Below are 25,506 nucleotides of genomic sequence, written 5' to 3'. Positions count from 1 at the left end.
GTTTCAGCGCGTTGCGTGATGCTTTCTGAAACGGGTTTCCGTCAAAACGCTTTAGTAGAAGGCCGCCGCGTTGTTTACCAGAATGATCCGTGCCACGGCAACGCCGATCAGCAGCACCAGTGGAGCCAGATCAAGCCCGCCCATTTGCGGCAGAAAGGACCGCAGGCGGCTGTAAATCGGTTCAAGCAGGCGGTTCAAGCCATCCCAGATTTGCGCAACCAAAGGCTGGCGCAGGTTCAGCACCTGAAAATTGATCAGCCAAGACATGATGACATGTGCAATCACGATGAAATAGACGATGTTGAGCAACAGCATCAGAATTTGAAAAATCGAGGTCATGTCGCGCCCTTCCTGTGAACCACTGACGTTCAGTTAAGCCCGCCATCAAAAATCCGCAAGTGCGCAGCAGGGATCAGGGTGAATGCGCGCCCCTCTGCACCTGAAACCTCACAGTCTCCCTTGCGTGAAGGCGAAACGCCTGCTCTACCTGACGGCGGGTTCAACGGGGGCAGGACAATGGCAACAATCACGGCACGCAAACGTATCTGGGGCTGGTATTTTTTCGACTGGGCCAGCCAGCCCTATAATACGCTGATGTTGACCTTTATCTTTGGTCCCTACTTTGCCCAGACCGCTACCAATGCGCTGGTCGAAGGTGGCATGGCGGTCGATGCCGCCAAAGCGCAGGCGCAAGCCTATTGGGGCTATGGATTGACTGTTGCGGGTATTTGCATTGCGCTGCTTGCGCCGGTTTTAGGGGCTGTGGCGGACAGCACGGGCAAGCGGATGCCATGGATATGGCTGTTTTCGGTGCTTTACGTGATTGGCTCCGCTGCGCTGTGGTGGACGGCACCGCAAGGGTTTTCAGTTGTCTGGGCCTTGTTCTTTTTCGGCATCGGCCTGATCGGGATGGAGTTCGCCACGATCTTCACCAACTCCTACCTGCCAGAGCTGGACCCCGACCCGGCAGAACGCGGGCGCATTTCCGGGTCCGGTTGGGCCTTTGGCTATCTGGGCGGGCTTGTTGCGCTGATTGCCATGTTGCTGTTGTTTCAAGCTGGCGAGAACGGGAAGACCATGGCCGGGCTCTCTCCTCTGCTGGGGCTTGATCCCGAAACCAAGGCGGATACCCGCATTGTCGGCCCGCTTTCCGCGGTTTGGTACGCGCTCTTTATGATCCCGTTTTTCCTCTATATCCGTGACAACCCTTCCGCCCCCAAATCTGGCGTCAATCTGGGACAAGCCCTGCGCGATCTTATGCAAACCCTGCGCAATCTGCCGCGCCACCCCTCATTGATGGCCTATTTAGGCTCGTCGATGTTTTACCGCGATGCGCTGAACGGGATGTATACCTTTGGCGGGATTTACGCGCTGGGTGTGCTGAACTGGTCAATCCGCGATATCGGTATTTTCGGCATTCTGGCGGTGCTTTCTGGCGCTGTCTTTTGCTGGGTGGGGGGCCGGGTGGACCGGCGGATCGGTCCGATGCCAGTGATTGTGTTTTGCTGCGTCACCCTGATTGTAACCGCAATCCTGATCATATCGCTGACCCCGACATCGGTGATGTGGATCGCCGTGCCGGACGGATCTGCTGCACCTGACATCGCATTTTTCATCGCCGGTGCCTTGATCGGTGCGGCGGGTGGCGCGCTTCAGGCTTCCTCGCGCAACATGTTGACTTATCAAGGCAACCCGGAGCGCATGACCGAAGCCTTTGGCCTTTACGCCCTGTCCGGCAAAGCCACATCATTCCTGGCACCGGCGCTGATCGCCATCACCAGCGACATGACCGGCAGCCAAAGATTGGGCATTACACCGGTGGTAGGTCTGTTCATCATCGGGTTGATCCTGTTAGCATGGGTGAAACGAGATGGAGATTTTGCCAAATGACCCTTTCCCGCGTTCTGATCAGTGCCGCTCTGGCGGTTGTCCTTGCCTCTTGTGGTGGGGGTGGCCGTGACATCAGCGGGGCTAAACAAGTTTTGCCGACCATTGGCTCCTCTGGCGGTGCGCTTAGCAAGGTGCAGGCGAAAAAGCTGTTTGGCGCGAAATCCTTTGCCTCTTCGCAAAGCCCTGCCGCCTTTGGCAGCTATGCCAAGGGCTGTATGGCGGGAGGGGTACAGCTGCCCGAAACCGGCCCGACATGGCAGGCCATGCGTCTGTCACGCAACCGCAACTGGGCGCATCCTGAAACCGTCGATATGGTCAAGAAACTGTCAGCCTTTGCCGCGACCCAACCCGGTTGGGAAGGGCTGTATGTCGGGGATATGAGCCAGCCACGGGGTGGACCTATGCTGACCGGTCACCGCAGTCACCAGATCGGTCTGGATGCCGATATCTGGATGCTGCCACCCAAATCGCTGGGACTTACTCGCAAGCAGCGCGAAAATATTTCGTCAATTTCCATGCGTCGCTCCAAAGGGGCTTATGTCAACAGCTCCTGGACACGGGCGCATCATAACATCCTGAAAGCCGCGGCCAAAGATCCGCGCACCGCACGGATCTTTGTCTTTCCCGGTGCCAAGGTGCAGATGTGCAACGATGAAAAGGGCGACCGCAGCTATCTGCGGAAAATCCGTCCCTGGTATGGGCACCACTACCATTTCCACGTCCGCCTCAATTGCCCCAAAGGGGCACGGGGCTGTGTCAACCAAAAGCCGCCACCCGCCGGTGATGGTTGTGCAGACGCGCGTCAGTGGCAGGCGAATATCCTGAACCCGCCCAAACCGAAACCGAAAGACCCGAACGCCAAGCCCAAGCCGCCCCGCCGCGAGTTGGTGCTGGCGGACCTGCCGGCACAATGTAAGGCGGTACTGGACAACTGAGACGCCTCATTTGTGCTTTGATGGTGGTGCTATGGGGCACCACCTTGCCCGCCCGCGCGGAGCCTTCCCTGCGTCTGGTCTCCACAGTCACATGGGAATGGGACGCCGCGTGGTTTGGCGGGTTCTCCGGGCTGGAGTTGTCACAAGATGGCCGCTTGATGACCGTGCTGTCAGATCGCGGGACGCTGGCGGAGGTCACATTACTTCGGGAAAACGATGTGATTGTCGGGCTTGCCCCGCTATCGAACACCCTGTTGTTCGGTCAGGATGACCGCCCCCTAAAGCCCAATTCGCGCGATGTTGAAGGATTGGCGATGGCGCGGGATGGCACGGCCTATGCGTCATTCGAACTTGAGCATCGCGTTGCGCGTCTGAACATACAAACCGGTGTCACCAACGACCTACCGAGCCATCCCGATTTCGGGAAACTGGGCAAGAACACCGGACTGGAAGCCCTGGCGATCCACCCCGACGGGCGACTTTTTACCCTTTCAGAGGCGGCTGCGGATGCGACCGGCATGGTGCCACTCTATGCCTTTGACAAAGACCGCTGGCAGATCACCCACCGCGTGCCTTTGCCCGGTCCTTTCCGACCTGTAGGTGCCGATTTCGATGACCAAGGGCGGCTCTATCTTTTGGAGCGCACGGTGACGCCGCTGGGGTTTCGCACGCGGATCAGACGGTTGGATCTGAACGCCGAACCGATCAAAGCCAAGGTGTTGTTGACCAGTTTTCCAGCAGCCTTTGACAACCTCGAGGGATTAAGCGTCTGGCGGGATCAATCCGGTGCCACGCGGTTGACCCTGATCTCTGACGACAACTTTTTCCCACTGCAAACCACACAGATTGTCGAGTTTACTGTGCTGGAATGACTTGCACCGCGCGGCACTTCGGCCTAAAGCGCCCAAGTCTGCGATACCCGCAGGCCAAGTCGCCGCACCCTTGCACAAAACGGTTTTATATTATGACACGCAACACCCTCCCCGGCATTATTGCCATGGCCGCCATCGTTGTGGCCTCCAACGTCCTTGTTCAATTTCTCTATGGTCAATGGTTGACCTATGGCGCCTTCACCTATCCGCTGGCCTTTCTGGTCACCGATGTGATGAACCGCGTTTACGGCACCGCTGCGGCGCGCCGAGTGGTTCTTGTCGGCTTTGGTGTCGGGCTTGTCTGCTCGCTCATCGGGACGCAGATCATGGGCGAGTTCGGCCCGCTGGTCACTGTCCGTATCGCCATCGGATCGGGCCTTGCCTTCCTTGTCGCGCAGCTGCTGGATGTGTCGATCTTTGCGGCGCTGCGGGGCGGCACATGGTGGCGTGCCCCGCTGGTCAGCACCCTGATCGGGGGTACGCTGGATACCGCGCTGTTCTTCTCCGTCGCCTTTTCCGGCGCGCTTAGCTTTATCCACCCCGCCACCGATGTCAGCTGGGCTGCGGAAATGCTGCCACTGCTTGGATCAGGGCCGGTTGCGCCGCTTTGGGTTTCGCTGGCTGTGGCCGATTGGGCTGTGAAAATCGGCATTGCTTTACTGGCGCTGATCCCCTTCCGCTTCCTGACATCGCGGATGCTGCGCACAGGCTGATCCTGCGGGATAGTGACATTTAGAACAAAAAAGTTCTTTGCGTTTTGAAAAACCTGTGCAACGATTCAGGTGAGTTCAACAAATGCAAAGGAGGTGATCTAGTGTCAAGAAAGGTACTGGAGCGAGGTGTCGGAACAGCTTGGGAGGTATCCCGTTAGGGCAGCCCCTGACGGTTGATCAGCCCGAGTGGATTTCGGTCTAACCGATCCCCTCCTTAAGCCATTCATTTGGGCCGCTCCGGCATACGGGGCGGCCCATTTCGTATTTTGGGCCTGCCGCCCTGCCAATGTCAGCGCCGGTGGTGTTTTGACCTTCGCCGCACAGAATGCAACAAAGGCCCCATGTTACGCATCAACGACACCATCAGCATACAGGACTGGGAACTTTCCGAGCAGTTCATGCGCGCCTCCGGCCCGGGCGGGCAGAATGTGAACAAGGTTTCCTCGGCGGTGGAACTGCGGTTTGAGGCGGCGACCTCGCCTTCCTTGCCAGCCCCTGTAAAGACACGGCTGCGGCGGTTGGCAGGGCGGCGTTGGACCAATGAGGGCGCGATTGTCATTCAATGTGACGAAACCCGCAGTCAGGCCCGCAACCGTGACATTGCACGTGACCGGCTCGTCGCCCTGATCACGCAGGCGCTGACCCCGCCGAAACGGCGGATTGCCACGCGCCCGACGCTGGGGTCAAAAAAACGCCGGTTAAAGGCCAAGAAGGTGCGCGGCGATATCAAGGCGATGCGTGGCAAGGTCGATCCCGACAGCTAAGGCCGGGCGTTGCGCCGGTTCCTACACCCTGCGCAGAATGTAGATGTCCATGATCCAGCCGTGGCTTTCCCGTGCCTCTGCCCGCATTTTGACAATCCTCTCGCCAACCTCGGCCAAGGGCCCTTCACAGATGATTTGTTCTTTCATGCCGACATATCCGCCCCACCAGATATGCAGCCCTTCAGGCGACAGCGTCTGGAACGCGCAAGCGCCATCCAACATAATCGCCAGCGTGTCCACACCCGTCGGCCAGCCCTCATCACGCAATCGCCGTCCCGTGGTCACTACAAAAGGCGCGCCAATGTCGTTGATCGGAATTGCATGGGCCGCCGTCAGCGCCTGCAAGGATGTGATGCCCGGGATCACCGTTATCTGCGGTGCGGGATTCAGCCGCGCGGCAATCCGCAACGTACTGTCATAAAGCGATGGATCACCCCAGACCAGCAGCGCCACCTTACCCACAGGCGTGCCGCCCATCGCCTCCACCCAGGCCAGTGCAATTGCATCATGCCAATCGTCCACGCGTTGGCGGTAATCCGGTGTTGCCTCATCCCGCACGGGCAGATCGAATTCGACAATGCGGGTACTGGTATTCGTCAGAACCTCATCACAAATCGCGCGCCGCAGCTCTGCCAGATCGGCCTTGCCCTCCCCCTTGCGCGGGATCAGGATCATATCCTGGGCATTGATCGCACGCACCGCCTGAAGCGTCAGATGCTCAGGATTGCCGGTACCGATACCGATAAGGGTCAGCTGCATCATCCTACCCCGGTATCCGCGCAATGGCTTTGCTGCGCAGGCTGCCCAACACACGGGCATCGGCAAAGGTGCCATCCTCGGACGCAGCATAAAGGGAGATGAAATTCTGCAATTCCGCCAGATCATCGCGGGTCAGATCACCAAACAGATAGGCGACCTTGCCGCTTTCCCGAAAGGCAACCGTCTGGGCGCGGGTACAGCCTGACATACAGTCCACGCTTTCCACCTCGACCCCCTGCAACCCGTCACGCAGGAAGTCAACAAACCGCGTTTGCGGCGCGCAGGAGCGACAGACCGAAACCTTCATACCTCTGGCTCCGCCAGAGGGCCGTAAAAGATCAACGCAGGTGTTGTGCTGCTGGTCGTTTCCAGATGTGTGGCAAGGCTGGTGATGGTGTAACGGGTCAGTTTCTCGGCAGGGGTCGATACCGCCTCTGCCAACATTGCGGGGGTATCACCGGGCAACCCGTGTTCAACCAGCCGCGCGGCCAGCCCGGCAAAGGTACGTTTGCCCATATAGACCACCGTGGTGGCCGCCGGATCTGCAAGGGCGGCCATATTCACATCACTGGGCAGATCGCCGGTGACATCAGCACCGGTGATGAACTGCACGCGGCGCGCAGTCAGTCGGCGCGTCAGTGGCATGCCCGCTGCTGCCGCCGCTGCCGATGCAGAGGTCACGCCGGGGATGATCTCAAATTCGATACCGGCGGCCTTCAGCGCGGTGATCTCTTCCTCAAGTCGGCCGAACATGCCGCTGTCACCCGATTTCAGACGCACAACCCGCAGCCCCGCCTTGGCGTGATCCACCAGAACCTGCGAGACATGGTGCTGCTTGGGTGAAGCCCGCCCCGCCCTTTTGCCCACGCCAATCAGATCCGCCTCTGGCCCTGCATGTTCAAGGATCGGTCCGGCGCTCAGGTCGTCAAACAACACCACCTCGGCCTTTTGCAACCGGTCAACCGCCTTAACCGTCAGCAGATCAGGATCCCCCGGACCAGAGGACACAAAGGAGACAAAGCCGCTCATCCTTCTTCGCCGATCATGTGAAAGAACGTACCGGTTGCGCGGCCCCCGCCCTCAAACTTGCGGACGGATCCGGTTTCTGCGACCTCCAGATCATTGCTGTCACAGATTTTCGCCAGCGGCGCGTCGGGCTCATTCAGGATGGTGGCATAATGGAATTCATGCCCACGCAACTGCGCCAAAGCGTCAAAACCGGGGATCGGCGCGTTCAGGGTGGCCTTACGATAGCCAAGGTGGAATTTACGTTTCTCAAAAGAGGTTTCCAGCCCCAAAAGCCCTGTCATTTCATGACGTTGGCCTTCCTTATCAACCAGCCCGGCCCCCATCGCCATATAGCCCCCGCATTCACCATGCACCGGCTTGCTTTGCGCAAACGCCCGGATGCCTTCGCGAAAATTCGTGGCCGCCGCCAGTTTTCCTGCATGCAATTCGGGATACCCACCGGGCAGCCAACAGACATCCGCCGAAGGGTCCGGTGCCTCATCCGCCAGCGGCGAAAACGGTAGCACCTCTGCGCCAGCCACACGCCAGCCCGCCATAAGATGCGGATAGACGAAGGCAAAGGCCGCGTCCTGCGCCAAGGCGATACGCTGGCCCGGTGGGATGACCGTTGCGGGTGGCGGTGCATCTTGCAATGTCCCCGCAGCGGCGGCGCGCAGGGCATCAAGATCAACATGTTCGCTGACAAAGGCCGCAGCACCGGCAAGGATATCGGGCAGATTTTCCTGCTCACCGGCCTGCACCAACCCTAGGTGCCGTTCTGGCAGCTCAATCTCTTTGCGCCGCGGCAAGACGCCCAGGACGCGCACACCTACCGCTTCCATTCCGACCCGCACCAAAGCCTCATGACGGGGCGAGGCGACACGGTTCAACACCACACCGGCCAAGGTCACATCGGGGCGCATCATCTTGAACCCCAGCGCCGTTGCGGCCACCGATTGCGCCGCGCCGGACACATCCAGCACCAGCACCACAGGCCAGCCCATCAGCGCCGCAATATCCGCGCTTGCGCCATTGCCACAGGCCCCGGAGATCGCCACGCCGTCAAACAATCCCATCGAACCTTCGGCAAGGATCAGATCCGCACCGGTGGCATTGCCAACCAAACCGTCGATTGTCGGCCGCGCCATGGACCAACTATCAAGGTTGAAAGAAGCTCGACCAGAGGCAGCCGTATGAAACGCCGGATCAATATAGTCGGGGCCACTTTTGAACGGTTGCACCTCGACGCCCCGCGCACGAAACGCGGCCAAAAGGCCCAGCATCAGGGTGGTTTTACCGGTGCCCGAGGCGGGCGCGGAAATCATCAGGCCGGGGGGGATCATTCTGCGCTCTCCGGGAAACGGGGTTCGGTGCCGACGGGGCGGAAACGGCGGTCATAATCCCCTGCATAGAGCCTGCTTTCGCCAAAATCTTCTGCCCCGATCGCATGGCCGACAAGGATCAGCGCGGTGCGCTCCATCTCTGCCCCAATGGCGGTTTGCAGGGTTTCAAGCGTCGCCTTGACCACCCGTTGATCCGGCCAGCTGGCCCGCCAGACCACTGCCACAGGGCACTCCGCCCCGTAATGCGGTGTGAGGTCGGCCACCACTTTTTCCAACACATGCACCGACAGGTGAATCGCAAGGGTCGCGCCGGTCTTGGCAAAGTTTTCCAGCGCCTCACCTTCGGGCATCGCCGTGGCACGGCCAGAAGTTCGGGTGAGGACAACCGATTGTACCACACCGGGCAGGGTCAACTCAGCGTTCAGCGCCGCGGCGGCGGCAGCAAAGGACGGCACACCGGGCGTCACATCATAGGGAATATCAAGAGCACGAAGGCGGCGCAGCTGTTCACCCATGGCGGACCAGACCGACAGATCCCCGGAATGCAGCCGCGCAATGTCATGGCCCGCGCCGTGGGCGGCGCTAATCTCGTCAATGATCTCATCCAGCGACATCCGCGCGGTATTGACGATTTTCGCATCCTTAGGGCAATGCGCCAGCAGTGCCTCGGGCACCAGTGACCCGGCATAAAGGCAGACCGGACAGGCCGCAATCAGGTCGCGCCCGCGCAGGGTGATCAGGTCCGGCGCACCTGGGCCAGCGCCGATGAAATGGACGGTCATATTTGGTTTTCCTCAAGGTTCTGCGCGATGGCGGCGGTGGCTTTACCATCCCCCGAGACGACGCGCGGTGCAACCAGTCGCGCATTTGGACCGGCGGCAGCTAGGGCGGCGGCCTCGGCCAGAGATCCGGTACCGAACCTGTCCTGAATGCGTTGCGATTGGGTGGGGGTGATCATCTGTTGCAGGTCCGTCTGGGTGATGCCAAGGCCGGGAATGCCCATCAGGCCGGCCAGTTCCTGAAACACGATCTCGCGCGATTTCGCCGCCTCTGTCACCAGCGCATCAATCTTTGTTCCGCCCGCGCCCTCAAGCGCCAGACGCATCGCATCTTGCAGGCTGGCCAGATCAGCCGCCGCGCGAAAACCAAGACCCATAACCCTCATAGCGTCACACTCCACTGCACAACGGGGCGGGCGGGTTGCCAACCGCGCATGCCACCCAGTGGCCGCGCCTGCGCCAATTCAATCCGCAACAGGCTGCCGCCCTTTTCAGCGTGAAGGGTGGCAAGCAGGGTTTCGGTTTCCAGCGTCACACCATTGGCCACAAGGCGGGTCCCCTTGGGCAGGATCGCAAAAAGCTGTTCAAACAGGGCGGCCGTACCGCCGCCGCCAATGAATACGGCATCGGGGGGCGTCTGATTCTCAATTGTCTGCGAGGACGTCCCTTCGACAACTGTCATCCGGTGCGCCAGCCCGAAGTCACGGATGTTTCGCGCAATGTTTTTGACACGCTCGGGCCTCAGTTCAAAAGCTGTCGCACGCCCACCGGCAAGGCACCATTCCACCGAGATAGAGCCTGATCCAGCCCCAATATCCCACAGGGTTTCACCGGGTCGCGGGGCAAGTGCGGACAAGGTAAGCGCCCGCACCGGACGCTTGGTGATCTGCCCATCATGGGCAAAACTATCGTCTGGCAGGCCTGAGGCACGCGGCAGGCCCACATTGGCAGAAAGCGCAATGGCGACGGCCACAGGGGCGGCGATGGCATCAAGGTCAAAACCGGTAGCGGTGGTTTCGCGGATGCGCTGGTTTGCCCCCCCCATCCGTTCGCAGACATGCAGGGTTGCCGCGCCTGCCCCTTGTTCGGTCAGCCATTTCGCCAACGCGGCAGGGGCATCCCCGTCCCGCAGCAAGCAAATCATCTGTCCCTGCGGGGACAAAACCCCGCGCAGCTGTTCAAATGGGGCGGCATGCAGACCGTGACAGGTGAGCGTTTCCATCCGCCAGCCAAGATGACCTGCCACCAGCTGAAAGGTCGATGGCGCAGGCAGGACCGTCCATTCGCCGCGCGACAGATGCACCGACAGGCTGCCCCCCGCGCCGAACCAAAACGGATCACCAGAGGCAAGAACAACACAAGGTTTGCCCCGCGCGGCCAGCACCGAATCAACGCTAAACGGGATCGGCCAGGGCTGACCACGCCCCCCCGCATCAACCAATTCCAGATGGCGCAGCCCGCCAAAGATCAGTTCCGCCTGCGCAATCGCATCACGGCTTGCCGGCGGCAAGGCGCTTGCGCTATCGTCCGGCATTCCGATGATCGTCAGCCAAGGATTATCCATCATGCGCATCCTTTTGCTGGGGGGCACAACGGAGGCCAGCCAGATGGCCAAAACCCTCGCCGCAGAAGGATTGGATGCGGTGTTTTCCTATGCTGGACGGACGGCCAAACCGGTTGCCCAACCGCTGCGCACGCGGGTAGGCGGATTTGGTGGCGTGGCGGGTTTGACCACCTATCTGAGCGCCAAAAACATCACCCATGTCATTGATGCGACCCATCCCTTTGCGGCGGGAATGAGCCGGAACGCCCATGCCGCATGCAGGCGCGCAAATGTGCCGTTGATCCGTCTGGAACGGCCCGCCTGGGCACCGGCTGAGGGCGACAGATGGACGTCGCTGCCCAGCATCGAAGATGTGCCTGACGCCCTGCCTGACACACCGTCGCGCATTTTTCTGGCGATTGGCAAACAACAGATCGGGTTGTTCGCAGCCAAGCCACAGCATCACTACCTGTTGCGTCTGGTGGATCAGCCAGAGGCCGGTTTGCCGCTGCCTGATACGGCTGTTGTAATCGCGCGTGGACCGTTTGATATCGCGGGTGACGTGGCGCTGATGCGGGAACATCGGATCACCCATGTCGTTGCCAAAAACAGCGGTGGACAGGGTGCCCAGGCCAAGCTGGACGCGGCGCGAACTCTGGGCTTGCCGGTGCTGATGGCCCAGCGACCCGTCTTGCCCAGTGGCGATGTGGCCAGCACCGCCGAAGATGTATTGCACTGGCTGGCTCACGAGGCCGACCGGGGCGTATAGACGTAGCGTCCGACAAATCTGGTCGCGGAATTGCCGACGATGACAACCGTTTGCATATCTGCCATTTCCGGCGTCGCGTCGGCCAAGGTAACGGTCACCAACTTTTGCTCTGGCTTGCTGACCGCGCGGGCGAATGTGATCAGCCGGTCGGGGCCACATTCCTCGCGCAGCACTTCCAACGTTTTTTCAAAACCATGCGGGCGGGATTTGGAACGCGGGTTGTAAAACGCCATGGCAAAATCACCACGGGCGGCCATGCGCAACCGGTGTTCAATCACCTCCCATGGCTTGAGGTTATCGCTAAGATTAATGGCACAGAAATCATGACCAAGCGGCGCACCGGCAGCAGCGGCGGCGGCCAGCATGGCGGTGATACCGGGCAGGACGCGAATATCGGTTTCGGTAAATTCCGGATGCGCCACAACCGCCTCGAACACGGCTGAGGCCATGGCAAACACACCCGGATCACCAGAGGAGACAACCACAACACGCGCACCTTGCGCGGCCAGTTGCAAGGCATGTAGGGCGCGGTCCAGTTCGACACGGTTGTCGGTGGGGTGCAGGTTCAATCCGGCGCGCGGCGCGATACGGGCGACATAGGGAATATAGCCAATGATGTCTGTGGCTTGGGCCAGCGTTTCGGTGACCTCTGGCGTGACCAAGGCGTCATTCCCCGGCCCCAGACCGGCAATGGTTATCCAGCCCGTCATTCTGCGGCCTCTGGGCGGCGGCCCTGACCATGCACCAGCACAATCGCGAAATAGGGGCAGTCGTCCTCGGCCACATCAGCCAGTTTTGCGGTGCGTTGATCCGGCATCGTGCCCTTTTCAACCAGCCATGCATCGTCCAGCCGCCCTGCGGCGGCGAGGGCGCGTTTGACGGTTGGCAGGTTACGCCCGGTTTTCATCACCACCAAGGCATCAGAGCGTTTCATATGCTCGATCAGGTCAGCTTCGGGCAGGGTGCCCATCAATACGGTCATCACGTCGTCGCCCCAGGTGAAGGGCGTATCAAGCGCATTCCAGCAGCCCACCATGCCGGGGATCGCGGGCAACACCTCTACCTCCGCACGGCCTTGCAGGCGGGTGTGCAGGTGCATGAAAGAGCCATAGAAAAACGGATCACCCTCGCAGAGGACAACAACCTCTTCGGTCTTTGCCAATGCCTCCAGCCTGTCCGCCCAATCAACGTAAAAATCCACCATCAGCTGGCGATATTCCTCACTGTCAAAGCGCAATTCAGTGGTGACGGGGTATTCCATCGGGTATTCGGTTACATCATCGCGCAACATGCCGTTGACGATTCTACGGGCCTGACCCGCACGGCCTTTTTTGCGGAAATATGCCAGATGTTTGGCACCGCGAATGGCGCGGTCGGATTTCACACTCATCAACTCGGGGTCGCCGGGGCCAAGGCCCGCGCAAATGATCCTGCCCATGGTTATTCCACCCTGCTGGCAAGGGCGTTCACCGCGGCCACAGTAATGGCCGAACCACCCAGACGGCCCTGCACAATCATCGATGGGACGGGAAGGTCCTGCATCAACGCTTCTTTGGATTCAGCCGCCCCGATAAAGCCGACAGGACAGCCGATGATCGCAGCGGGCCGCGGGCAATCGGGGTCTTCCAGCATGTTGATCAGGTGGAACAGGGCAGTCGGGGCATTGCCGATGGCAACCACCGCGCCTTGCAAATGGGGACGCCAAAGTTCAAGCGCGGCGGCACTGCGCGTGTTGGACATTTCTGCCGCCATATCCGGTACACGCGGGTCGCGCAGTGTGCAGATCACCTCGTTCTCACGCGGCAGGCGTTTGCGGGTGATGCCCTCGCTGACCATATAAGCATCACACAGGATCGGCGCGCCATCTTCAAGGGCGGCACGGGCCTTGATCGCCATCTCGGGTGAAAACTGCACATGTTTCTCCAACCCGACCATGCCGGCGGCGTGGATCATGCGCACGGCGACGATTTCTTCTTCGGGCGTAAAGCGGGCAAGGTCCGCCTCGGAACGGATGGTGGCGAAAGACTGGCGGTAAATCTCGGCACCGTCGGTAATATAGCTATGGGGCATTCAGAGCGCCTTGATTATGTCAGTGGAAGTAAGAGCGGTTTGGCGGGGTGTATCCCCTGCCCGTCCGTTGCGGACAAGGTCAAAGCCACAGTTTGTCGCAGTCAGGGTTACCGCAGCGGGTTTGGGATGCGCACAGCCTTTGGCGCAACCGGATATATGAAGTGTCTGACCCGGTTTCAGATGTGGTGCCAACGCCCGCGCAAGGGGGCGGGTCGGTGCCAAGCCCTGCGTGCAGGCGGGCGCGCCGGTACAGGCGGTAATGCGCAACAACGGATCTGCGGGATCAGTGATCAGCCCGTCAAGCGGCGGCGGGGTATGGACGCCCTCGATCAGGATCATGCGCCAAGGTGTCAGGCGGATGTCCCCGAGCGTGGAAAAAGCCCCAGCCGTGACATGCCCAAACGCGATACCGGCAAGCATACCCTGTGATGTTGGGCCGGGCGCGGGCCCATAGGTTTGTGTTTGACGCACTGTGGTGAAACCGGCTGGCGGCGGCGTACCATCGCCCAGCAGCTTTGCCATGCGGTTATGTGTGCCACGGGTGTCCATGAACCACTGCGCCAGCGCGAGGGCCTCTTGGATGCTGTCTTGGGCTTTGACGGGTTTGCCTGTGTGCATTCCATCCGCAACAAGGATCAGGCCACCGGTTGCATCACGTTCCAGCCGGATGTCAGCGGGGGCGGATTGCAGCACGGGTTCGGGGCCTATGTCGATGGCGAACCCGAATTTATGCGGCAGCGCAGGTGCGTCAGGCTGGCCCAGTGCCTGCGTCAAAGCGGCAGCCTCGACAGGGGTTTCGCCAAAAGGCATCACGAGGATGTTCCGCCGGCTTTCAACTGTTTCAGATGGGTCGATCAACGATAGGTCGCGCAGGGCGTCGATCAAGGGGGCATGGGTGTCTGGCGTCACACCGCGCAGCTGGACATTGGCGCGGCTGGACAGATCAATAACTCCGTTGCCGTAGCGCTCAGAAAGGGCGGCGATGCCTTGGGTCTGCATGCGGTTGAGGCGGCCGTTGTAGGGGCGGATGCGCACAACCAGACCGTCCCCGGACATCATCGGGCGTAGGGCACCGGGACAATACCCCTTGATCTCGGGCGCAGGGGGTTTGGGCGCAGTCATTCGGCGGCGTCCATTGCAGCGCTGATCGAATTGCGCCGTGTCACCCAAAGCCCCGCATCGCGCAATGCGGCAAAGCGGTCTTGCATGGCCTTCAACGCCGCCGGATTTTCACGCTCCATAAAGGCCACCAGATCATCGCGTCCGAGGGTCGCGTCATAGTAAAGGTCAAACAAATGCGCGGGCACTTCGCGCGTCAGATGTGCGAAGGCGGCAAGGTTATCCAGGGTCGCGGCAATTTCGGCGGCCCCCCTGAACGCGTGGCGCATCATACCGCTGGCCCAATCGGGGTTTGCAGCACGGGCACGGACGACACGGGCGATTTCCTCTGCCATGGTACGGGCGCGGGGGGAGCCGATTTTTGTGGTATCAACGTGGTACATGGCGGGCTTGGATGCACCCAAATGCGCCATGGCAGCGGCAAAGCCACCCTCGTGACTGGCGTAATCGGAGGCAAGCAGCACATCGGATTCAGTGAGGTCCTGAATATGGGCAAAACTGTCTGCGTTTTGCAGCCGGTTTTCCAGCGCTGCGCGGTTCTGATGCGCCTCCCCTTTGGCATCAACAGACCATTCAGAGGCTTTCAGCCATGCTTCGCCCGCTGCGGTCCGTCCCTCTTGCGAATAATCCAGCATCGCGGCTTCCATGTTCATGCCGTAAAGGCCCGGTTTGGGGCCAAAGACGCGGGGGGTTTTTACCTTGTAAGGGTTCATATCCGCCGCCTCTTCCCGCTCTGACAGGGCAAGGGCACCGGCCTCAAACAGCTGCGAAAGCGCGGGGAAGACATCGCGGAACAGGCCGGAAATGCGCAAGGTCACGTCGATACGTGGGCGGTTGATCAGGGTTAGAGGCAAAACCTCAAAGCCGCTGACGCGCTCGCTGCCTGCGTCCCATTTTGGCGAAAGCCCCGCAAGGTGCATTGCCATGGCAACTTCTTCGCCTGCGGTGCGCATGGTGGCACTGCCCCAAAGGTCGACGACAAGGCCCTTGGGATAATCCCCTTCATCCTGCAAATGGCGGCGGATCAATTCCTCGGCCAGTTTGACACCCTGCGCATGGGCCGCACGGGTCGGCACGCTGCGCGGATCAACGGCATATAGGTTACGCCCTGTTGGCAGAACATCAGAGCGACCACGATAGGGTGAACCAGAGGGGCCAGAAGCGACACGTTCACCGTTCAGCGCGGTAAGCAACCCATCGGTTTCGCCCGCTCCAAGGCCATAGGTATGCAACCCGTCGCCGTATTGCGATTCCTTGATGTCACAGACAAAGCGGTCGATGCGGGTGATCGCTTCGGCCATGCAGGTGTCATCGGTGATGCCAAGGTCATCAGCCACACCGGCGGCGCGGGCCTCGTCCCGGATGGTGTCGATCAAGCGGTCGCGGCGGGCAGGGTCCAGACCGTCAGCCGTGGAATATTCATCCAGCAGGCGCTCCAGTTGCAGCAGACCATTCGGCGTTGCGCTGTCTTTCATCGGGGGTGGCAGATGGCCAAGGGTCACGGCACCGATGCGGCGTTTGGCTTGGGCCGCTTCTCCCGGATCATTGACGATAAACGGATAGATCACCGGCAGATCAGCGGTCAGCGCCTCGGGCCAGCAATCGTCGGACAGGGCCACGGATTTGCCCGGCAGCCATTCCAGCGTGCCATGAGCACCGATGTGAACCAGAGCGTGGATACCTTGGGATCGCAGCCAAAGATAGAAGGCCACATAGCTGTGGCGCGGGACACGGGCGAGATCGTGATAATCGGTTTCGCGTTGGTCAATCGCGCCGCGTTCGGGTTGCAGGGCCACAAGGGCATTGCCACAGGCTTGAGCCGGGAAATGAAAGGCCCCGTCTTTAAAAAGCGGGTCCGTGGTGGGATCGGGCCATGCGGTTTTCAGATCGGCCTGAAGCTGCTGCGGGAGGTGACCAAGTGCTGCCTCGTAGGCACTGACTGGCCATGCGATGGTGGTATGGGGCAGCGATTTGCCAAAGCCGGTCTGCGGGTGAACCGTGTAATCCGCCCCTGCAAGCGTCAGCAGCATATCCTCTGCCGAGGCCAGCGCATCAAGACCAACCGCATGGGCGATCTGATCTTCACGGCCCGGATAGGTGGACAGGACAAGCGCGATTTTTCGGTCGGTGGTGGGGGTTGTGGCAAGGCGATGCCAGCCCGCGATCCGGTCAACAACGGATTTGATCCGCGCGGCGTTGGCGCGGTGAGAAAAGCGGGAATATTGAAGATGCGGATCTTTCTTCTCGGGCGCTTTAAAGCTGACCACACCAGAGAAAATCCGCCCGTCGACCTCTGGTAGAACCACGTGCATAGCCAGATCGGTTGGGGAAAGGCCACGCTCGGAGGCGGCCCATTCCTTCTGGCGTGCGGTGGACAGGGCGACTTGGAAAACGGGGCAGCCGGGGGCGTCCAGTGGCGAAGTGCCGTCCGCGCCACGACCGGAAAATGCCGTAGCGTTGATGATCGCGGTTGGCGGGTGTTCCAAGAGGGCGGTCGCGAGAAAGGCGCGGCCTTCAGGGTTTTTCAAGGAAGGCACGAAGAGGCCCATGGCGTTAAAACCACGGGCGCGGATTTCCCGGATCAGGGCATCAACCGGTGCCGTATCGGCGGCGGTCAGATAACTGCGGTAAAAGGTGACAGCGATCAGCGGCAGTTCGTCAAATGTGGCGCGCGGACACTGTGAAAGGATGCCATGATCTGGATCGTAATACCCCGCCGTCGGAACGGTTTTGGTGCCGGTAACGGGGCCGGCGTAGAAACCGGCGGCAAGCGCCAGCTGTGCGAGAGCGGCCTGCGCGGCCACAGCCCCGCCAGCGTCACACAGATGCGAAAGACGGCGCAGGGTCGAAACCGGCAGAGTTGAATGTTGATCAAGCGCCGGATCTTCGCGGCCATCAGCTGGTAGAATGGCAAGCGCAATATCATTGCGCCGGGCAAAATCCTGCACCTGCATGATGCCGTAGGGCCAGTAGTTTTCACCGCCAATTAGGCGGATCAGGATGCCTTTTGCCCCGGTTAGGGTCTGTTCGACATAGTTATCGACGCTCGCCGGATGGCGCAGTGCCGTAAGGTTGCACAGGCGCAGCGTTGGCAGTTTGCCCTCTGTCCCGCCGCCGCGATGCCAGCCTGCCGCGAAAGCGCCAAGGTCACTGTCAGAGAACGACAGCACCACCAGATCAGCGGGGGTTTGGCCCGGATCGAATGGTGCCTCGCTATCCTCTAGCCCATGGCTTTCGCGGAAGACGACATGCATTTTATCACGCGCCCAGTGTGGCGCGAATGGCGGCGGTGTCGATGTGATCGTGTTCCGCAATCACTACCAGATGCCCCTGACGCGCATCGCTGCCCCAAGGGCGATCAAACTGCTGACGCACGCGGGCACCGACGGCTTGCACCAGCAGGCGCATGGGTTTGCCGGTAACGGCCACATAGCCTTTGACGCGCAGGATGTGCTGTTCGTTCGCCAGCTTTTCGATAGATGCAACCAATGCCTCTACGTCATCGACTTCCGGCATTGGCACAACGATGGTTTCAAAATCGTCATGTTCGTGATCATCGTGGCCGTCATGATGTGAGGGGCGCGCGTCAAGGTCGTCTTCGGCCTTTGCGTTCAGGCCAAGCACCACATTGGGGTCAATCACACCTTCACTCATCGACAGGATCGGGATGCTGCGCGGGCTTTCGGCTTCGATCACTTTGCGGGCAGCATCAAGGCCGGTTTCGCCAGCAAGATCGGCCTTGGACATCAGGATGATGTCGGCGCAGGAAATCTGATCTTCAAACACCTCGGACAGAGGTGTTTCATGGTCGATGCTGTCATCAGCCTTGCGCTGTTCATCAACCGCATGTTCGTCAGCGGCGAAGCGACCGGCGGCAACGGCTTCGGCATCGGCCAATGCGATCACGCCGTCAACGGTGATTTTGGAACGGATCGCAGGCCAGTCAAACGCCTTGAGCAGGGGTTTGGGCAGGGCCAGACCGGAGGTCTCGATCAGGATATGGTCGGGTTTGGTCGGCAGCGCCATCAGCGCCTCAATCGTCGGGATAAAGTCATCCGCCACGGTGCAACAGATACAGCCGTTTGCCAGCTCGACAATGTTCTCAGCAGGGCAATCAGGGATCGCACAGGACTTAAGGATATCGCCATCAACACCCACGGTACCGAATTCGTTGACCAGCACGGCCAGACGGCGGCCACCTGCGTTTTGCATCAGGTGGCGGATCAGCGTGGTTTTACCGGAACCAAGGAAGCCGGTAATCACGGTGACGGGGATTTTGGAAAGGTCGTTCATGTCAGTGCCTCCGAAGGCATATTGAAAGGGGGGACGCGGGCCAGGCTTTGTTTGCGAAACACAACGGGGCGTTCGCGCCAGGGGACCAGCCCGTCTTTGGATGCGGCATAAGCGGCGGCACCAGCGAGAATGTCAGGGGCGTTTTCATGGGTCATACGTCCGTAGACATAGGTCCATTTGCCCGGTTCCGACAGGGCCACAGCGGCCCCTTGAGAGCAGGCGGAAAGACAGGACACACCGACAATCTCAACGTCGTCGGGTGCCGCTTCCTGCGTCAGCGCCGCATGCAGTAAAGCGCCAGGGCGCGGCGCGTCTTCGTCAAGGGTTTCACCCGCGCGGCAGGTGGTGCAGACGTAAAGGGTTGCGGTCATCTGGCGGGCCTCATTCTACAGTGATCATCTGCAAGGCCGAAACGGGGGTGCCGTTTACCGCCAAGGGACGATGATCATTGGTGTTGAGGGTGACCCTGACTTCGACCTCGCCTTTCGGCAGCCCGGCAAGATGCATCCATGGGTTATAGAGGCGGCCCAGCTTTTCACCGTTGATATAGACATGCGCATGGCCTTCGCCGGTGACATTGGCGAGGCTGGCGCGTTCCGGTGAAAAGGTGAAATTCTCGGTCATCACATGCAGGTTGTACCCGGCCATCGGGTCCGGTGTGATCATCACCGACAGGCCGGGCGCATCTGCAGCGGGCACATCGACCGGGGTGTCATGCATCGCACTGTGATCCATGTTGCCGTGGTCCATACCGGCCAGATGCGTACCGTGGTCATGACCATCAAAGGTCACGCCATTGCCTGCGGCGATGGTAAAACCAATGCCACCGCCAAAGACCAGGCCGATGACAAAAAGCGAAAGGGAACGATTCATGCCCAGGCCCTACGCATTGGCCGTGGCATCAGCATGGGCACCTTCGCGTTGCCAGAAATAACCGGCGAAACTTCCCAGCAGCACCCATGCGGCAAGGCCGACGCCAAAGGCGCGGGCCGCGAAGAGTGCACCGATTTCAGTGGGAACAGGGCCGGTAAAGACATCCGGTTCCGGCGCGCCGATCAAATGAGGTGCCATCAAAAGAATCGCGGCAACACCCCATGCGGCCCAGTTGCGACCAAAGGCGATCAGCCAAAGCGCGACACCGGCTGTCACAACGGTTGCAAACCACCAGATCTGGCGGGCAGAGACATCTGCGGCGGCGACGCCGGGCACTTCAGGGGCCAGTGTAAAGCCAGGCGCGAAGTGAAATGCGACGAACCCGGCAACACCCCAAAGGATGCCGGAGCGCGCGTCGATCTGTGCGCCACGATCTTCGGCAATACCCATCAGGGCAACCATGATCAGCGCATAACCGGTATAGGTCAGCATGGTGAAAATCAGGCTGAGACCGTCACGCATGGCGTCGAAACCGGGCAAATCAGGGTGGGCCGACACGGCAGCAGCCCCGAAGTGAACCAGCTCGCCGGACTCATACAGTTCGGCATGCAGCAGAACCGGCTGGACAAAGATCAACTGAAGGATGCCAGCGATCAGCCCTGTAGCGGCACCAGCAAAAAGGGCGGAAATAATGAAACGAGAATACATTGGATGAACTCCTATGCTTGAAACTGCAGACAAACCGCGTTCAGTCGCGAACGACGAACACCGCTGCTGCCAAAGGGGCAGTTGGAAACACATGATTGTGAGGCGACGCCAAAATGCCAACAGGGCGCGTCGCATCGCGACACACCCAGGACAATGTTTCCGGCCCGGTTAAGGCAGTCTGCTTAGTGGCAGGGGAAGCCTGTGGCGTGACGCACATCATGGGCGGCATCATGCAGAGCGGCAGCCTGAACGTGGCCGGTCAGTGAAATAACTGCAAACCCCAGCGCCAAAGCGAAAAGGGCGGGCATCATGCGCAGCTTGCTGCGGGTCATTGTCTGTGTCGTCATGTCTTCTCTCCTTACCGTCACACCCGACGGTTATTAATTCACATTCGCCTGGCAGGTCTCCTGGCTCGCGGGTCGTGGCCGTTTCCCGCCTTCCCTGCCGTGGATCAGATCCGGTCGGCAAGTGGCATATCGGGTCGGGCTCACCGCTTACAGTCGCGGGGGCGGCTTCAGCTTGGGGCGGATGCCTTGACTGAATTCCCTGTTAGGTCCCGCATGAACAACGCCCATGCATCGGGACACCAAGCCCCTCAGACTTCGCATTTCACCTTTGCCAACGCAAGTCGGATTTACGACAGAATAGCATCCCAAAGCGCGCAATTGCTGGCATATCTGGTGATTAGCACACATAAACTGGCGCAGGAGCTGTTCGGTTGACGAATCTCTGAAATCCATCGGAGCATCCTTATGCCGCTGAACAAGACCACCCTTGCGATACTTTATTCGCTCATCGCCATTGTGTTTTTTGATGCCATGGGCCTGCTGATCAAATATCTGTCAGCCTCCTATACCGCCGCTGAATTATCCGCCTATCGCAACCTCTGCGGGTTGATCCCATCAGCTCTGGCGTTATGGGGATCAGCGGCGTGGCATCGCGAAGGGCGGTTCCTGAAGATCAGGCAATGGCGGTTGGCACTGCTGCGTGGTGTGATGCTGACCTTTGCGCAGCTGACGTTCTATATGTCGCTGGGGTTGCTCAGTTTTGCGACGGCCTCCACCATCACCTATGCCAATGCGCTGTTTCTGGTTGCGCTGGCCGTGCCGTTTCTGGGCGAAAAAGTTGGCATGATGCGCTGGAGTGCCGTGCTGATCGGGTTTGTAGGGGTTGTTCTGGTTGTCGGGCCAGGGCGGGATACATTCTCAAATGCGGCTTTGCTGCCCCTGTTTGCCGCATTTTGTTATGCCTTGGTTGGTGTCTCCGCACGGATGATGGATGAGGATGTGCCAACGGCACTGATCAATCTTTATGCTTCGATTATTGCGGCCGTTGGCGCTTTTGCGCTGGTGCCGCTGCTTGGCGGGTTCTCACCGCTGCGCGCGCCATCTGATCTGTTGGCGATTGCAGGCATGGGGGTGTTTGGCGGGTCCGCCGTCTTGCTGATGATCACCGCCTACCGGATGGCAGATCAAAGTGATCTGGCACCGTTCAGCTATTTCGGCATTCCCGTCGCCTTTGTCCTTGGCTGGGTGTTTTATGACGAAGCCCCCTGGTCGGAGTTGTTTCCCGGTGCATTGTTGATCATCCTTGGCGGGCTGATCATCATCTGGCGGGAACGCCGGCTGCGCGCCGGCTAAAGCCCGCCCCTAGACCTCCACCTCATGTGCCTCTTGTTCGCCCACACCGAACACCCGCTTGTAACGGGCGATTTCATCCGCGGGACCCATGGCTTTCCTCGGGTTGTCGGAAAGTTTGACGGTCGGATTGCCATTTGCCGACACCGCCTTGCAGACCAGTGAGAAAGGCGCAAGGGCATCATCCGGCACCAGTTTGCGGAAGTCGTTTGTCAGCAGCGTGCCCCAACCGAAAGAGACATTCACCTTATCGGCAAATTCGCGGTGCAGGGTCTTGATCTTATCCACATCCAGCCCGTCGCTAAAGATCACACGCTTTTGCGCCGGATCCTCGCCACGTGACTTCCACCAGTCGATGGCGATCTGCGCCGCAGTCGCGGGATCACCGCTGTCCACGCGGATGCCGGTCCAACCGGCCAGCCAGTCAGGGGCGTTTTCAAGGAACCCCTTGGTGCCATAGGTGTCGGGCAGGATGATGCGCAGGTTGCCTTCATGTTCATCATGCCAGTCCTGCAAAACATCATAGGGTGCCTTTGCAAGGGCGGCATCATCAGCGGCAAGGGCCGCATAAACCATTGGCAATTCATGCGCGTTGGTGCCGATCGCCTCTACCTCGCGGCTCATCGCGATTTTGCAATTTGATGTGCCGGTAAAAGCGCTGCCCAGACCTTCGCTCATCGCTTGCACGCACCAGTCCTGCCACAGATAGGAATGCCGGCGCCGGGTGCCGAAATCAGCAATCGACAGATCGGGGACCTCGCGCAATGTCTCTATTTTTTCCCAGACGCGGGTCATGGCCCGCGCGTAGAGCACTTGCAGTTCGAATTTGCCCATCGTGTCCAATACGGCGCGGCCACGCAGTTCCATCAGGATCGCCAGCGCGGGAATTTCCCACAACATGACCTCGTGCCATTTACCTTCAAACGTCAGTTCGTATTGATCGCCCTTGCGTTCCAGATGGTAGGGCGGCAGGCGCAACCCCTCGAACCATTCCATGAAATCAGGGCGGAACATCTGGCGTTTGCCGTAGAAGGTATTGCCGCGCAGCCAGGTGGATTCGCCCCGGCTGAGGCTGAGAGAGCGCACATGATCAAGCTGTTCGCGCAATTCGCCCTCGTCGATCAGTTTGGCCAGCGGCACGTGTTTGGACCGGTTGATCAGGCTGAAAGTAACCTGTGTATCAGGTTTATTGCGGAAAATAGACTGACACATCAACAGCTTATAGAAATCCGTATCGATCAGAGACCGCACAATCGGGTCGATCTTCCATTTGTGGTTCCAGACGCGGGAGGCGATATCGACCATGAGCGGTTCCTTTAGTGTTCAGGCCTTTGTGGCAAAACTGGCAAGGGAGGGGCAAGGGCGATTTCATTTACGCCATAAGCTTGCCAATATTGATCCCTATCACCGGTCGGGCATAGATGGAGACCCCCGTGACACCAATTGAGATCCTTACCCCCGTTATTCTACTGCTGGCTTTTGTCGGCTATGTCTTTTGCCTGTCGCGGATCTTGTGGGTGACGCTGGGGCTGACAGCCGCGATTGGGGCTTATTTCTTGCGTGGATATCCGTTTGAGGGGGCCAACCTGTTTTACTGGGGCGTGGCGGGCGGTGTCATATTCACCGCGTGGCTGGCCGCAATGGCGCTGCGGCGGGCAGAGCCGGTGACCAAGGCCCAGCTGCTGGCAAAGAAACCCAAACGCAAAAACGATCTGCCCGGTGTGGTGATTGACGGCACCAATGTGATGTTCTGGGATGGCGAAGCGGACCTGCGCACATTGCGGGCGGTCGTTGATAAACTGCGGGCGAAAAACTTGTCCCCTTTTGTCTTTCTTGATGCCTCGTCGCGCCATCATCTGGGGGATAAATCGCTGAACCAGAACGGCTTTGCCAAGGCGCTGGGGGTGACCCGCGATCAGATCATGGTCTGCCCTGCACAAACCGAAGCGGATGCGTTTTTGTTGAAATTCGCCAAGGAAAACAGCATGCCCGTTGTATCAAATGACCGTTTCGGGGATCGCGCGGCACAGGCCAAGGGGTTGAAGCTGATCAAAGGGGTGATCGCGGGCGGCAAGCCGGTATTGCAGGGGTTGTAACGCCGCCATCTCCCTTTGCCCAGTTTTCGCCAAATTTTAACGGTATGCTGCCCCAATCCGAAAGGGGCAGCCCATGACGTTATGCTATGATATCGACATTTCCTACCTGTATCCGCCAGAGGTTTTCGATGACCCTGCACAGGGGGCTTTGCTGCGCCGCAACGGTTTGCAGCCGCATTCCCGTGCCAACTATGTAGCAAAGTTTCGCGACCAGCGCACGGCGCAGGCGCTATGCGGGGCAGCGGATGAAGTAAGAGCGTTTTTCCGCGATTGCGGATTTGCATTTGCCCCGTCCGGTGTGACCTTACCGAAGGGCAAACTGGATCACAGGTTTCAGAACCATCTGACGGATGTTGCGGACCGTATGCGGGAAAATCTGGCTATCTATGATCTTTCCAAGCAGGATTTAAATGGGCTGGACATTGAGGCCTGCACAAGGGCGATCACCGCTGCGCAACCTGTTACACCCCCTGTACGCGAAGTGGCCCATCGCATCGGCAAAGGAAAGTCCAAGGTATTTTTGGCGTTCCTGTTGCGCCCTGCGCTTGCCCTGCCTGCACTGGTGCTTGCCATGATATTGACCCTTCAATTCATGACTGGCACGCAGCGCACGGTGGTCTCCTCAAACCTTATCGACGCCAATGTCACCCTTTTGATGCCCGCCGCACGGTAGGCTCAGGCGAGGGTGACACCCGCTGCCCTCATCCCGTCAACCGCCGCGGCCAGCGAACCGCCCATATCAATGGCGCGACACAGATCCTGCTGCACGGTCACCTCGAACCCCTGCCGTGCGGCATCAACCGCAGAATAGTTCACACAGAAATCCAATGCGAGGCCAACCATCGTCACCCCGGTGATGCCACGGGTGCGCAAGTACCCCTCAAGGCCGGTGGGTGTTTTATGGTCGTTCTCAAAGAAGGCGGAATAGCTGTCGATGGCCGGGTTATAGCCTTTGCGAATGATCAGATCGGCACGGTCCTGATGCAATTCGGTGTGAAACTTTGCCCCCATGCTGCCGATGATACAGTGGTCGGGCCATAACATCTGCGGGCCATAAGGCATGTCGATCAGATCCATCGGGGCCTTGCCCGCATGGGAGGATGCAAAAGAGGAATGGCCCGCCGGATGCCAGTCCTGCGTCAGGATCACCGCGTCAAACTCGTTCATCAGCGCATTGATGCCTTGCACGATGTCATCGCCACCTGCGACGGCCAAGGCACCACCCGGGCAAAAATCATTCTGGACGTCGATCACAACAAGGGCTTGCATGGTGTTTCCTTATGAGCAGAAGTGTCGCACCGGTTTTAACCCAGCGCCCCCTTGCAAAATAGCCCC

Annotated in this window: 29 protein-coding genes and 1 riboswitch; of the genes, 9 read left to right on the top strand and 20 right to left on the bottom strand. The window is 59.7% G+C overall.

Going from position 1 to position 25,506, the window contains the following annotated elements; all coding sequences use genetic code 11:
* Window positions 1–51: 51 nt before the first annotated feature.
* Entirely contained in the window at window positions 52–339 is a 288-nt protein-coding gene (locus QQL78_RS16745) for a YggT family protein (protein ID WP_284375025.1), read from the bottom strand.
* A 177-nt stretch (window positions 340–516) separates the two neighbouring features.
* On the opposite strand from QQL78_RS16745, the gene QQL78_RS16740 reads away from it, so the two are divergent.
* The 5 genes from QQL78_RS16740 to arfB all read left to right on the top strand — a co-directional run bounded on the left by QQL78_RS16740 (window position 517) and on the right by arfB (window position 5,174).
* On the top strand, window positions 517–1,890 hold the full coding sequence (locus QQL78_RS16740) for an MFS transporter (protein ID WP_284375023.1): 1,374 nt from the start codon (window positions 517–519) through the stop codon (window positions 1,888–1,890).
* Window positions 1,887–2,825, top strand: coding sequence for a penicillin-insensitive murein endopeptidase (gene mepA, locus QQL78_RS16735; protein ID WP_284375021.1), 939 nt, complete (start codon window positions 1,887–1,889; stop codon window positions 2,823–2,825). The genes QQL78_RS16740 and mepA overlap by 4 nt, the downstream gene beginning before the upstream one ends.
* A 20-nt stretch (window positions 2,826–2,845) precedes the next feature.
* Window positions 2,846–3,697, top strand: a complete 852-nt coding sequence (locus QQL78_RS16730; protein WP_284375020.1) for an esterase-like activity of phytase family protein — start codon at window positions 2,846–2,848, stop codon at window positions 3,695–3,697.
* 92 nt (window positions 3,698–3,789) lie between these two features.
* Window positions 3,790–4,410 carry a queuosine precursor transporter gene (locus QQL78_RS16725; RefSeq protein WP_284375018.1) on the top strand — a complete coding sequence of 207 codons (621 nt, stop codon included), beginning with the start codon at window positions 3,790–3,792 and terminating at the stop codon, window positions 4,408–4,410.
* Window positions 4,411–4,751: 341 nt separating this feature from the next.
* Complete coding sequence (arfB, locus tag QQL78_RS16720) at window positions 4,752–5,174, top strand: alternative ribosome rescue aminoacyl-tRNA hydrolase ArfB (RefSeq protein ID WP_284375016.1); 423 nt, start codon at window positions 4,752–4,754, stop codon at window positions 5,172–5,174.
* 21 nt (window positions 5,175–5,195) lie between these two features.
* Here the strand turns inward: arfB and cobF are convergent, their stop codons facing one another.
* From cobF to cbiE, 7 genes are read right to left on the bottom strand one after another with little or no spacing between them, the layout of a single operon-like run.
* Complete coding sequence (cobF, locus tag QQL78_RS16715; RefSeq protein WP_284375014.1) at window positions 5,196–5,936, bottom strand: precorrin-6A synthase (deacetylating); 741 nt, start codon at window positions 5,934–5,936, stop codon at window positions 5,196–5,198.
* Between the two features lies 1 nt (window position 5,937).
* The gene (locus tag QQL78_RS16710; RefSeq protein WP_284375012.1) at window positions 5,938–6,240 is read right to left on the bottom strand and encodes a DUF1636 family protein; all 303 of its coding nucleotides are present in this window, start codon (window positions 6,238–6,240) and stop codon (window positions 5,938–5,940) included.
* Window positions 6,237–6,962 carry a uroporphyrinogen-III C-methyltransferase gene (gene cobA, locus QQL78_RS16705; RefSeq protein WP_284375010.1) on the bottom strand — a complete coding sequence of 242 codons (726 nt, stop codon included), beginning with the start codon at window positions 6,960–6,962 and terminating at the stop codon, window positions 6,237–6,239. Before cobA ends, QQL78_RS16710 begins: the two co-directional genes overlap by 4 nt.
* Window positions 6,959–8,284, bottom strand: a complete 1,326-nt coding sequence (locus tag QQL78_RS16700; RefSeq protein ID WP_284375008.1) for a cobyrinic acid a,c-diamide synthase CobB — start codon at window positions 8,282–8,284, stop codon at window positions 6,959–6,961. The genes cobA and QQL78_RS16700 overlap by 4 nt, the downstream gene beginning before the upstream one ends.
* Window positions 8,281–9,066, bottom strand: coding sequence for a precorrin-4 C(11)-methyltransferase (cobM, locus tag QQL78_RS16695; protein ID WP_284375006.1), 786 nt, complete (start codon window positions 9,064–9,066; stop codon window positions 8,281–8,283). Before cobM ends, QQL78_RS16700 begins: the two co-directional genes overlap by 4 nt.
* Window positions 9,063–9,449 (bottom strand): cobalamin biosynthesis protein, encoded by a 387-nt coding sequence (locus QQL78_RS16690; protein ID WP_284375004.1) that lies wholly within the window; start codon window positions 9,447–9,449, stop codon window positions 9,063–9,065. Before QQL78_RS16690 ends, cobM begins: the two co-directional genes overlap by 4 nt.
* On the bottom strand, window positions 9,446–10,627 hold the full coding sequence (gene cbiE, locus QQL78_RS16685) for a precorrin-6y C5,15-methyltransferase (decarboxylating) subunit CbiE (RefSeq protein ID WP_284375002.1): 1,182 nt from the start codon (window positions 10,625–10,627) through the stop codon (window positions 9,446–9,448). Before cbiE ends, QQL78_RS16690 begins: the two co-directional genes overlap by 4 nt.
* A gap of 1 nt (window position 10,628) precedes the next feature.
* Here cbiE and QQL78_RS16680 point away from each other — a divergent pair, with 1 nt between their 5' ends.
* Window positions 10,629–11,375: a cobalt-precorrin-6A reductase gene (locus QQL78_RS16680; protein ID WP_284375000.1), complete on the top strand. Its 747-nt coding sequence runs from the start codon at window positions 10,629–10,631 to the stop codon at window positions 11,373–11,375.
* On the opposite strand, the gene cobJ is transcribed toward QQL78_RS16680, so the two are convergent.
* The 10 genes from cobJ to QQL78_RS16630 all read right to left on the bottom strand — a co-directional run bounded on the left by cobJ (window position 11,351) and on the right by QQL78_RS16630 (window position 20,785).
* A complete protein-coding gene (cobJ, locus tag QQL78_RS16675; RefSeq protein ID WP_284374998.1) occupies window positions 11,351–12,085 on the bottom strand; it encodes a precorrin-3B C(17)-methyltransferase in 735 nt (244 codons plus the stop codon). The genes QQL78_RS16680 and cobJ overlap by 25 nt on opposite strands.
* Entirely contained in the window at window positions 12,082–12,813 is a 732-nt protein-coding gene (gene cobI, locus QQL78_RS16670; protein ID WP_284374996.1) for a precorrin-2 C(20)-methyltransferase, read from the bottom strand. The genes cobJ and cobI overlap by 4 nt, the downstream gene beginning before the upstream one ends.
* Before the next feature lie 2 nt (window positions 12,814–12,815).
* Window positions 12,816–13,445: a precorrin-8X methylmutase gene (locus QQL78_RS16665; RefSeq protein ID WP_284374995.1), complete on the bottom strand. Its 630-nt coding sequence runs from the start codon at window positions 13,443–13,445 to the stop codon at window positions 12,816–12,818.
* Window positions 13,446–14,567, bottom strand: a complete 1,122-nt coding sequence (locus QQL78_RS16660) for a precorrin-3B synthase (protein WP_284374994.1) — start codon at window positions 14,565–14,567, stop codon at window positions 13,446–13,448.
* Window positions 14,564–17,818, bottom strand: a complete 3,255-nt coding sequence (cobN, locus tag QQL78_RS16655; RefSeq protein ID WP_284374993.1) for a cobaltochelatase subunit CobN — start codon at window positions 17,816–17,818, stop codon at window positions 14,564–14,566. Before cobN ends, QQL78_RS16660 begins: the two co-directional genes overlap by 4 nt.
* Window positions 17,819–17,822: 4 nt before the next feature.
* Window positions 17,823–18,857: a cobalamin biosynthesis protein CobW gene (cobW, locus tag QQL78_RS16650; RefSeq protein ID WP_284374991.1), complete on the bottom strand. Its 1,035-nt coding sequence runs from the start codon at window positions 18,855–18,857 to the stop codon at window positions 17,823–17,825.
* The gene (locus QQL78_RS16645; protein WP_284374989.1) at window positions 18,854–19,228 is read right to left on the bottom strand and encodes a DUF1636 family protein; all 375 of its coding nucleotides are present in this window, start codon (window positions 19,226–19,228) and stop codon (window positions 18,854–18,856) included. The genes cobW and QQL78_RS16645 overlap by 4 nt, the downstream gene beginning before the upstream one ends.
* A 10-nt stretch (window positions 19,229–19,238) precedes the next feature.
* Window positions 19,239–19,730 carry a hypothetical protein gene (locus QQL78_RS16640; RefSeq protein WP_284374988.1) on the bottom strand — a complete coding sequence of 164 codons (492 nt, stop codon included), beginning with the start codon at window positions 19,728–19,730 and terminating at the stop codon, window positions 19,239–19,241.
* A 9-nt stretch (window positions 19,731–19,739) separates the two neighbouring features.
* Window positions 19,740–20,438: a CbtA family protein gene (locus tag QQL78_RS16635; RefSeq protein ID WP_284374986.1), complete on the bottom strand. Its 699-nt coding sequence runs from the start codon at window positions 20,436–20,438 to the stop codon at window positions 19,740–19,742.
* A gap of 182 nt (window positions 20,439–20,620) precedes the next feature.
* Complete coding sequence (locus QQL78_RS16630) at window positions 20,621–20,785, bottom strand: CbtB domain-containing protein (protein ID WP_284374984.1); 165 nt, start codon at window positions 20,783–20,785, stop codon at window positions 20,621–20,623.
* A 33-nt stretch (window positions 20,786–20,818) separates the two neighbouring features.
* Window positions 20,819–21,044: riboswitch (cobalamin riboswitch) on the bottom strand.
* A 146-nt stretch (window positions 21,045–21,190) separates the two neighbouring features.
* On the opposite strand from QQL78_RS16630, the gene QQL78_RS16625 reads away from it, so the two are divergent.
* The gene (locus QQL78_RS16625) at window positions 21,191–22,078 is read left to right on the top strand and encodes a DMT family transporter (RefSeq protein WP_284374982.1); all 888 of its coding nucleotides are present in this window, start codon (window positions 21,191–21,193) and stop codon (window positions 22,076–22,078) included.
* 9 nt (window positions 22,079–22,087) lie between these two features.
* Here QQL78_RS16625 and pncB read toward each other — a convergent pair whose 3' ends face one another.
* On the bottom strand, window positions 22,088–23,380 hold the full coding sequence (gene pncB / locus QQL78_RS16620; protein WP_284374980.1) for a nicotinate phosphoribosyltransferase: 1,293 nt from the start codon (window positions 23,378–23,380) through the stop codon (window positions 22,088–22,090).
* A gap of 128 nt (window positions 23,381–23,508) precedes the next feature.
* Here pncB and QQL78_RS16615 point away from each other — a divergent pair, with 128 nt between their 5' ends.
* Together QQL78_RS16615 and QQL78_RS16610 are read left to right on the top strand one after the other, a co-directional pair.
* Window positions 23,509–24,171 (top strand): NYN domain-containing protein, encoded by a 663-nt coding sequence (locus QQL78_RS16615; protein ID WP_284374979.1) that lies wholly within the window; start codon window positions 23,509–23,511, stop codon window positions 24,169–24,171.
* A gap of 73 nt (window positions 24,172–24,244) precedes the next feature.
* Window positions 24,245–24,844, top strand: a complete 600-nt coding sequence (locus QQL78_RS16610) for a hypothetical protein (RefSeq protein WP_284374977.1) — start codon at window positions 24,245–24,247, stop codon at window positions 24,842–24,844.
* Between the two features lie 2 nt (window positions 24,845–24,846).
* On the opposite strand, the gene pncA is transcribed toward QQL78_RS16610, so the two are convergent.
* A complete protein-coding gene (gene pncA, locus QQL78_RS16605; RefSeq protein ID WP_284374975.1) occupies window positions 24,847–25,440 on the bottom strand; it encodes a bifunctional nicotinamidase/pyrazinamidase in 594 nt (197 codons plus the stop codon).
* Window positions 25,441–25,506 lie beyond the last annotated feature (66 nt).

Origin of the sequence: Sulfitobacter pacificus (assembly GCF_030159975.1) — a bacterium.
GTDB classification, from domain to species: domain Bacteria; phylum Pseudomonadota; class Alphaproteobacteria; order Rhodobacterales; family Rhodobacteraceae; genus Sulfitobacter; species Sulfitobacter pacificus.
This window is presented reverse-complemented; position numbering and strand designations above follow the sequence as displayed.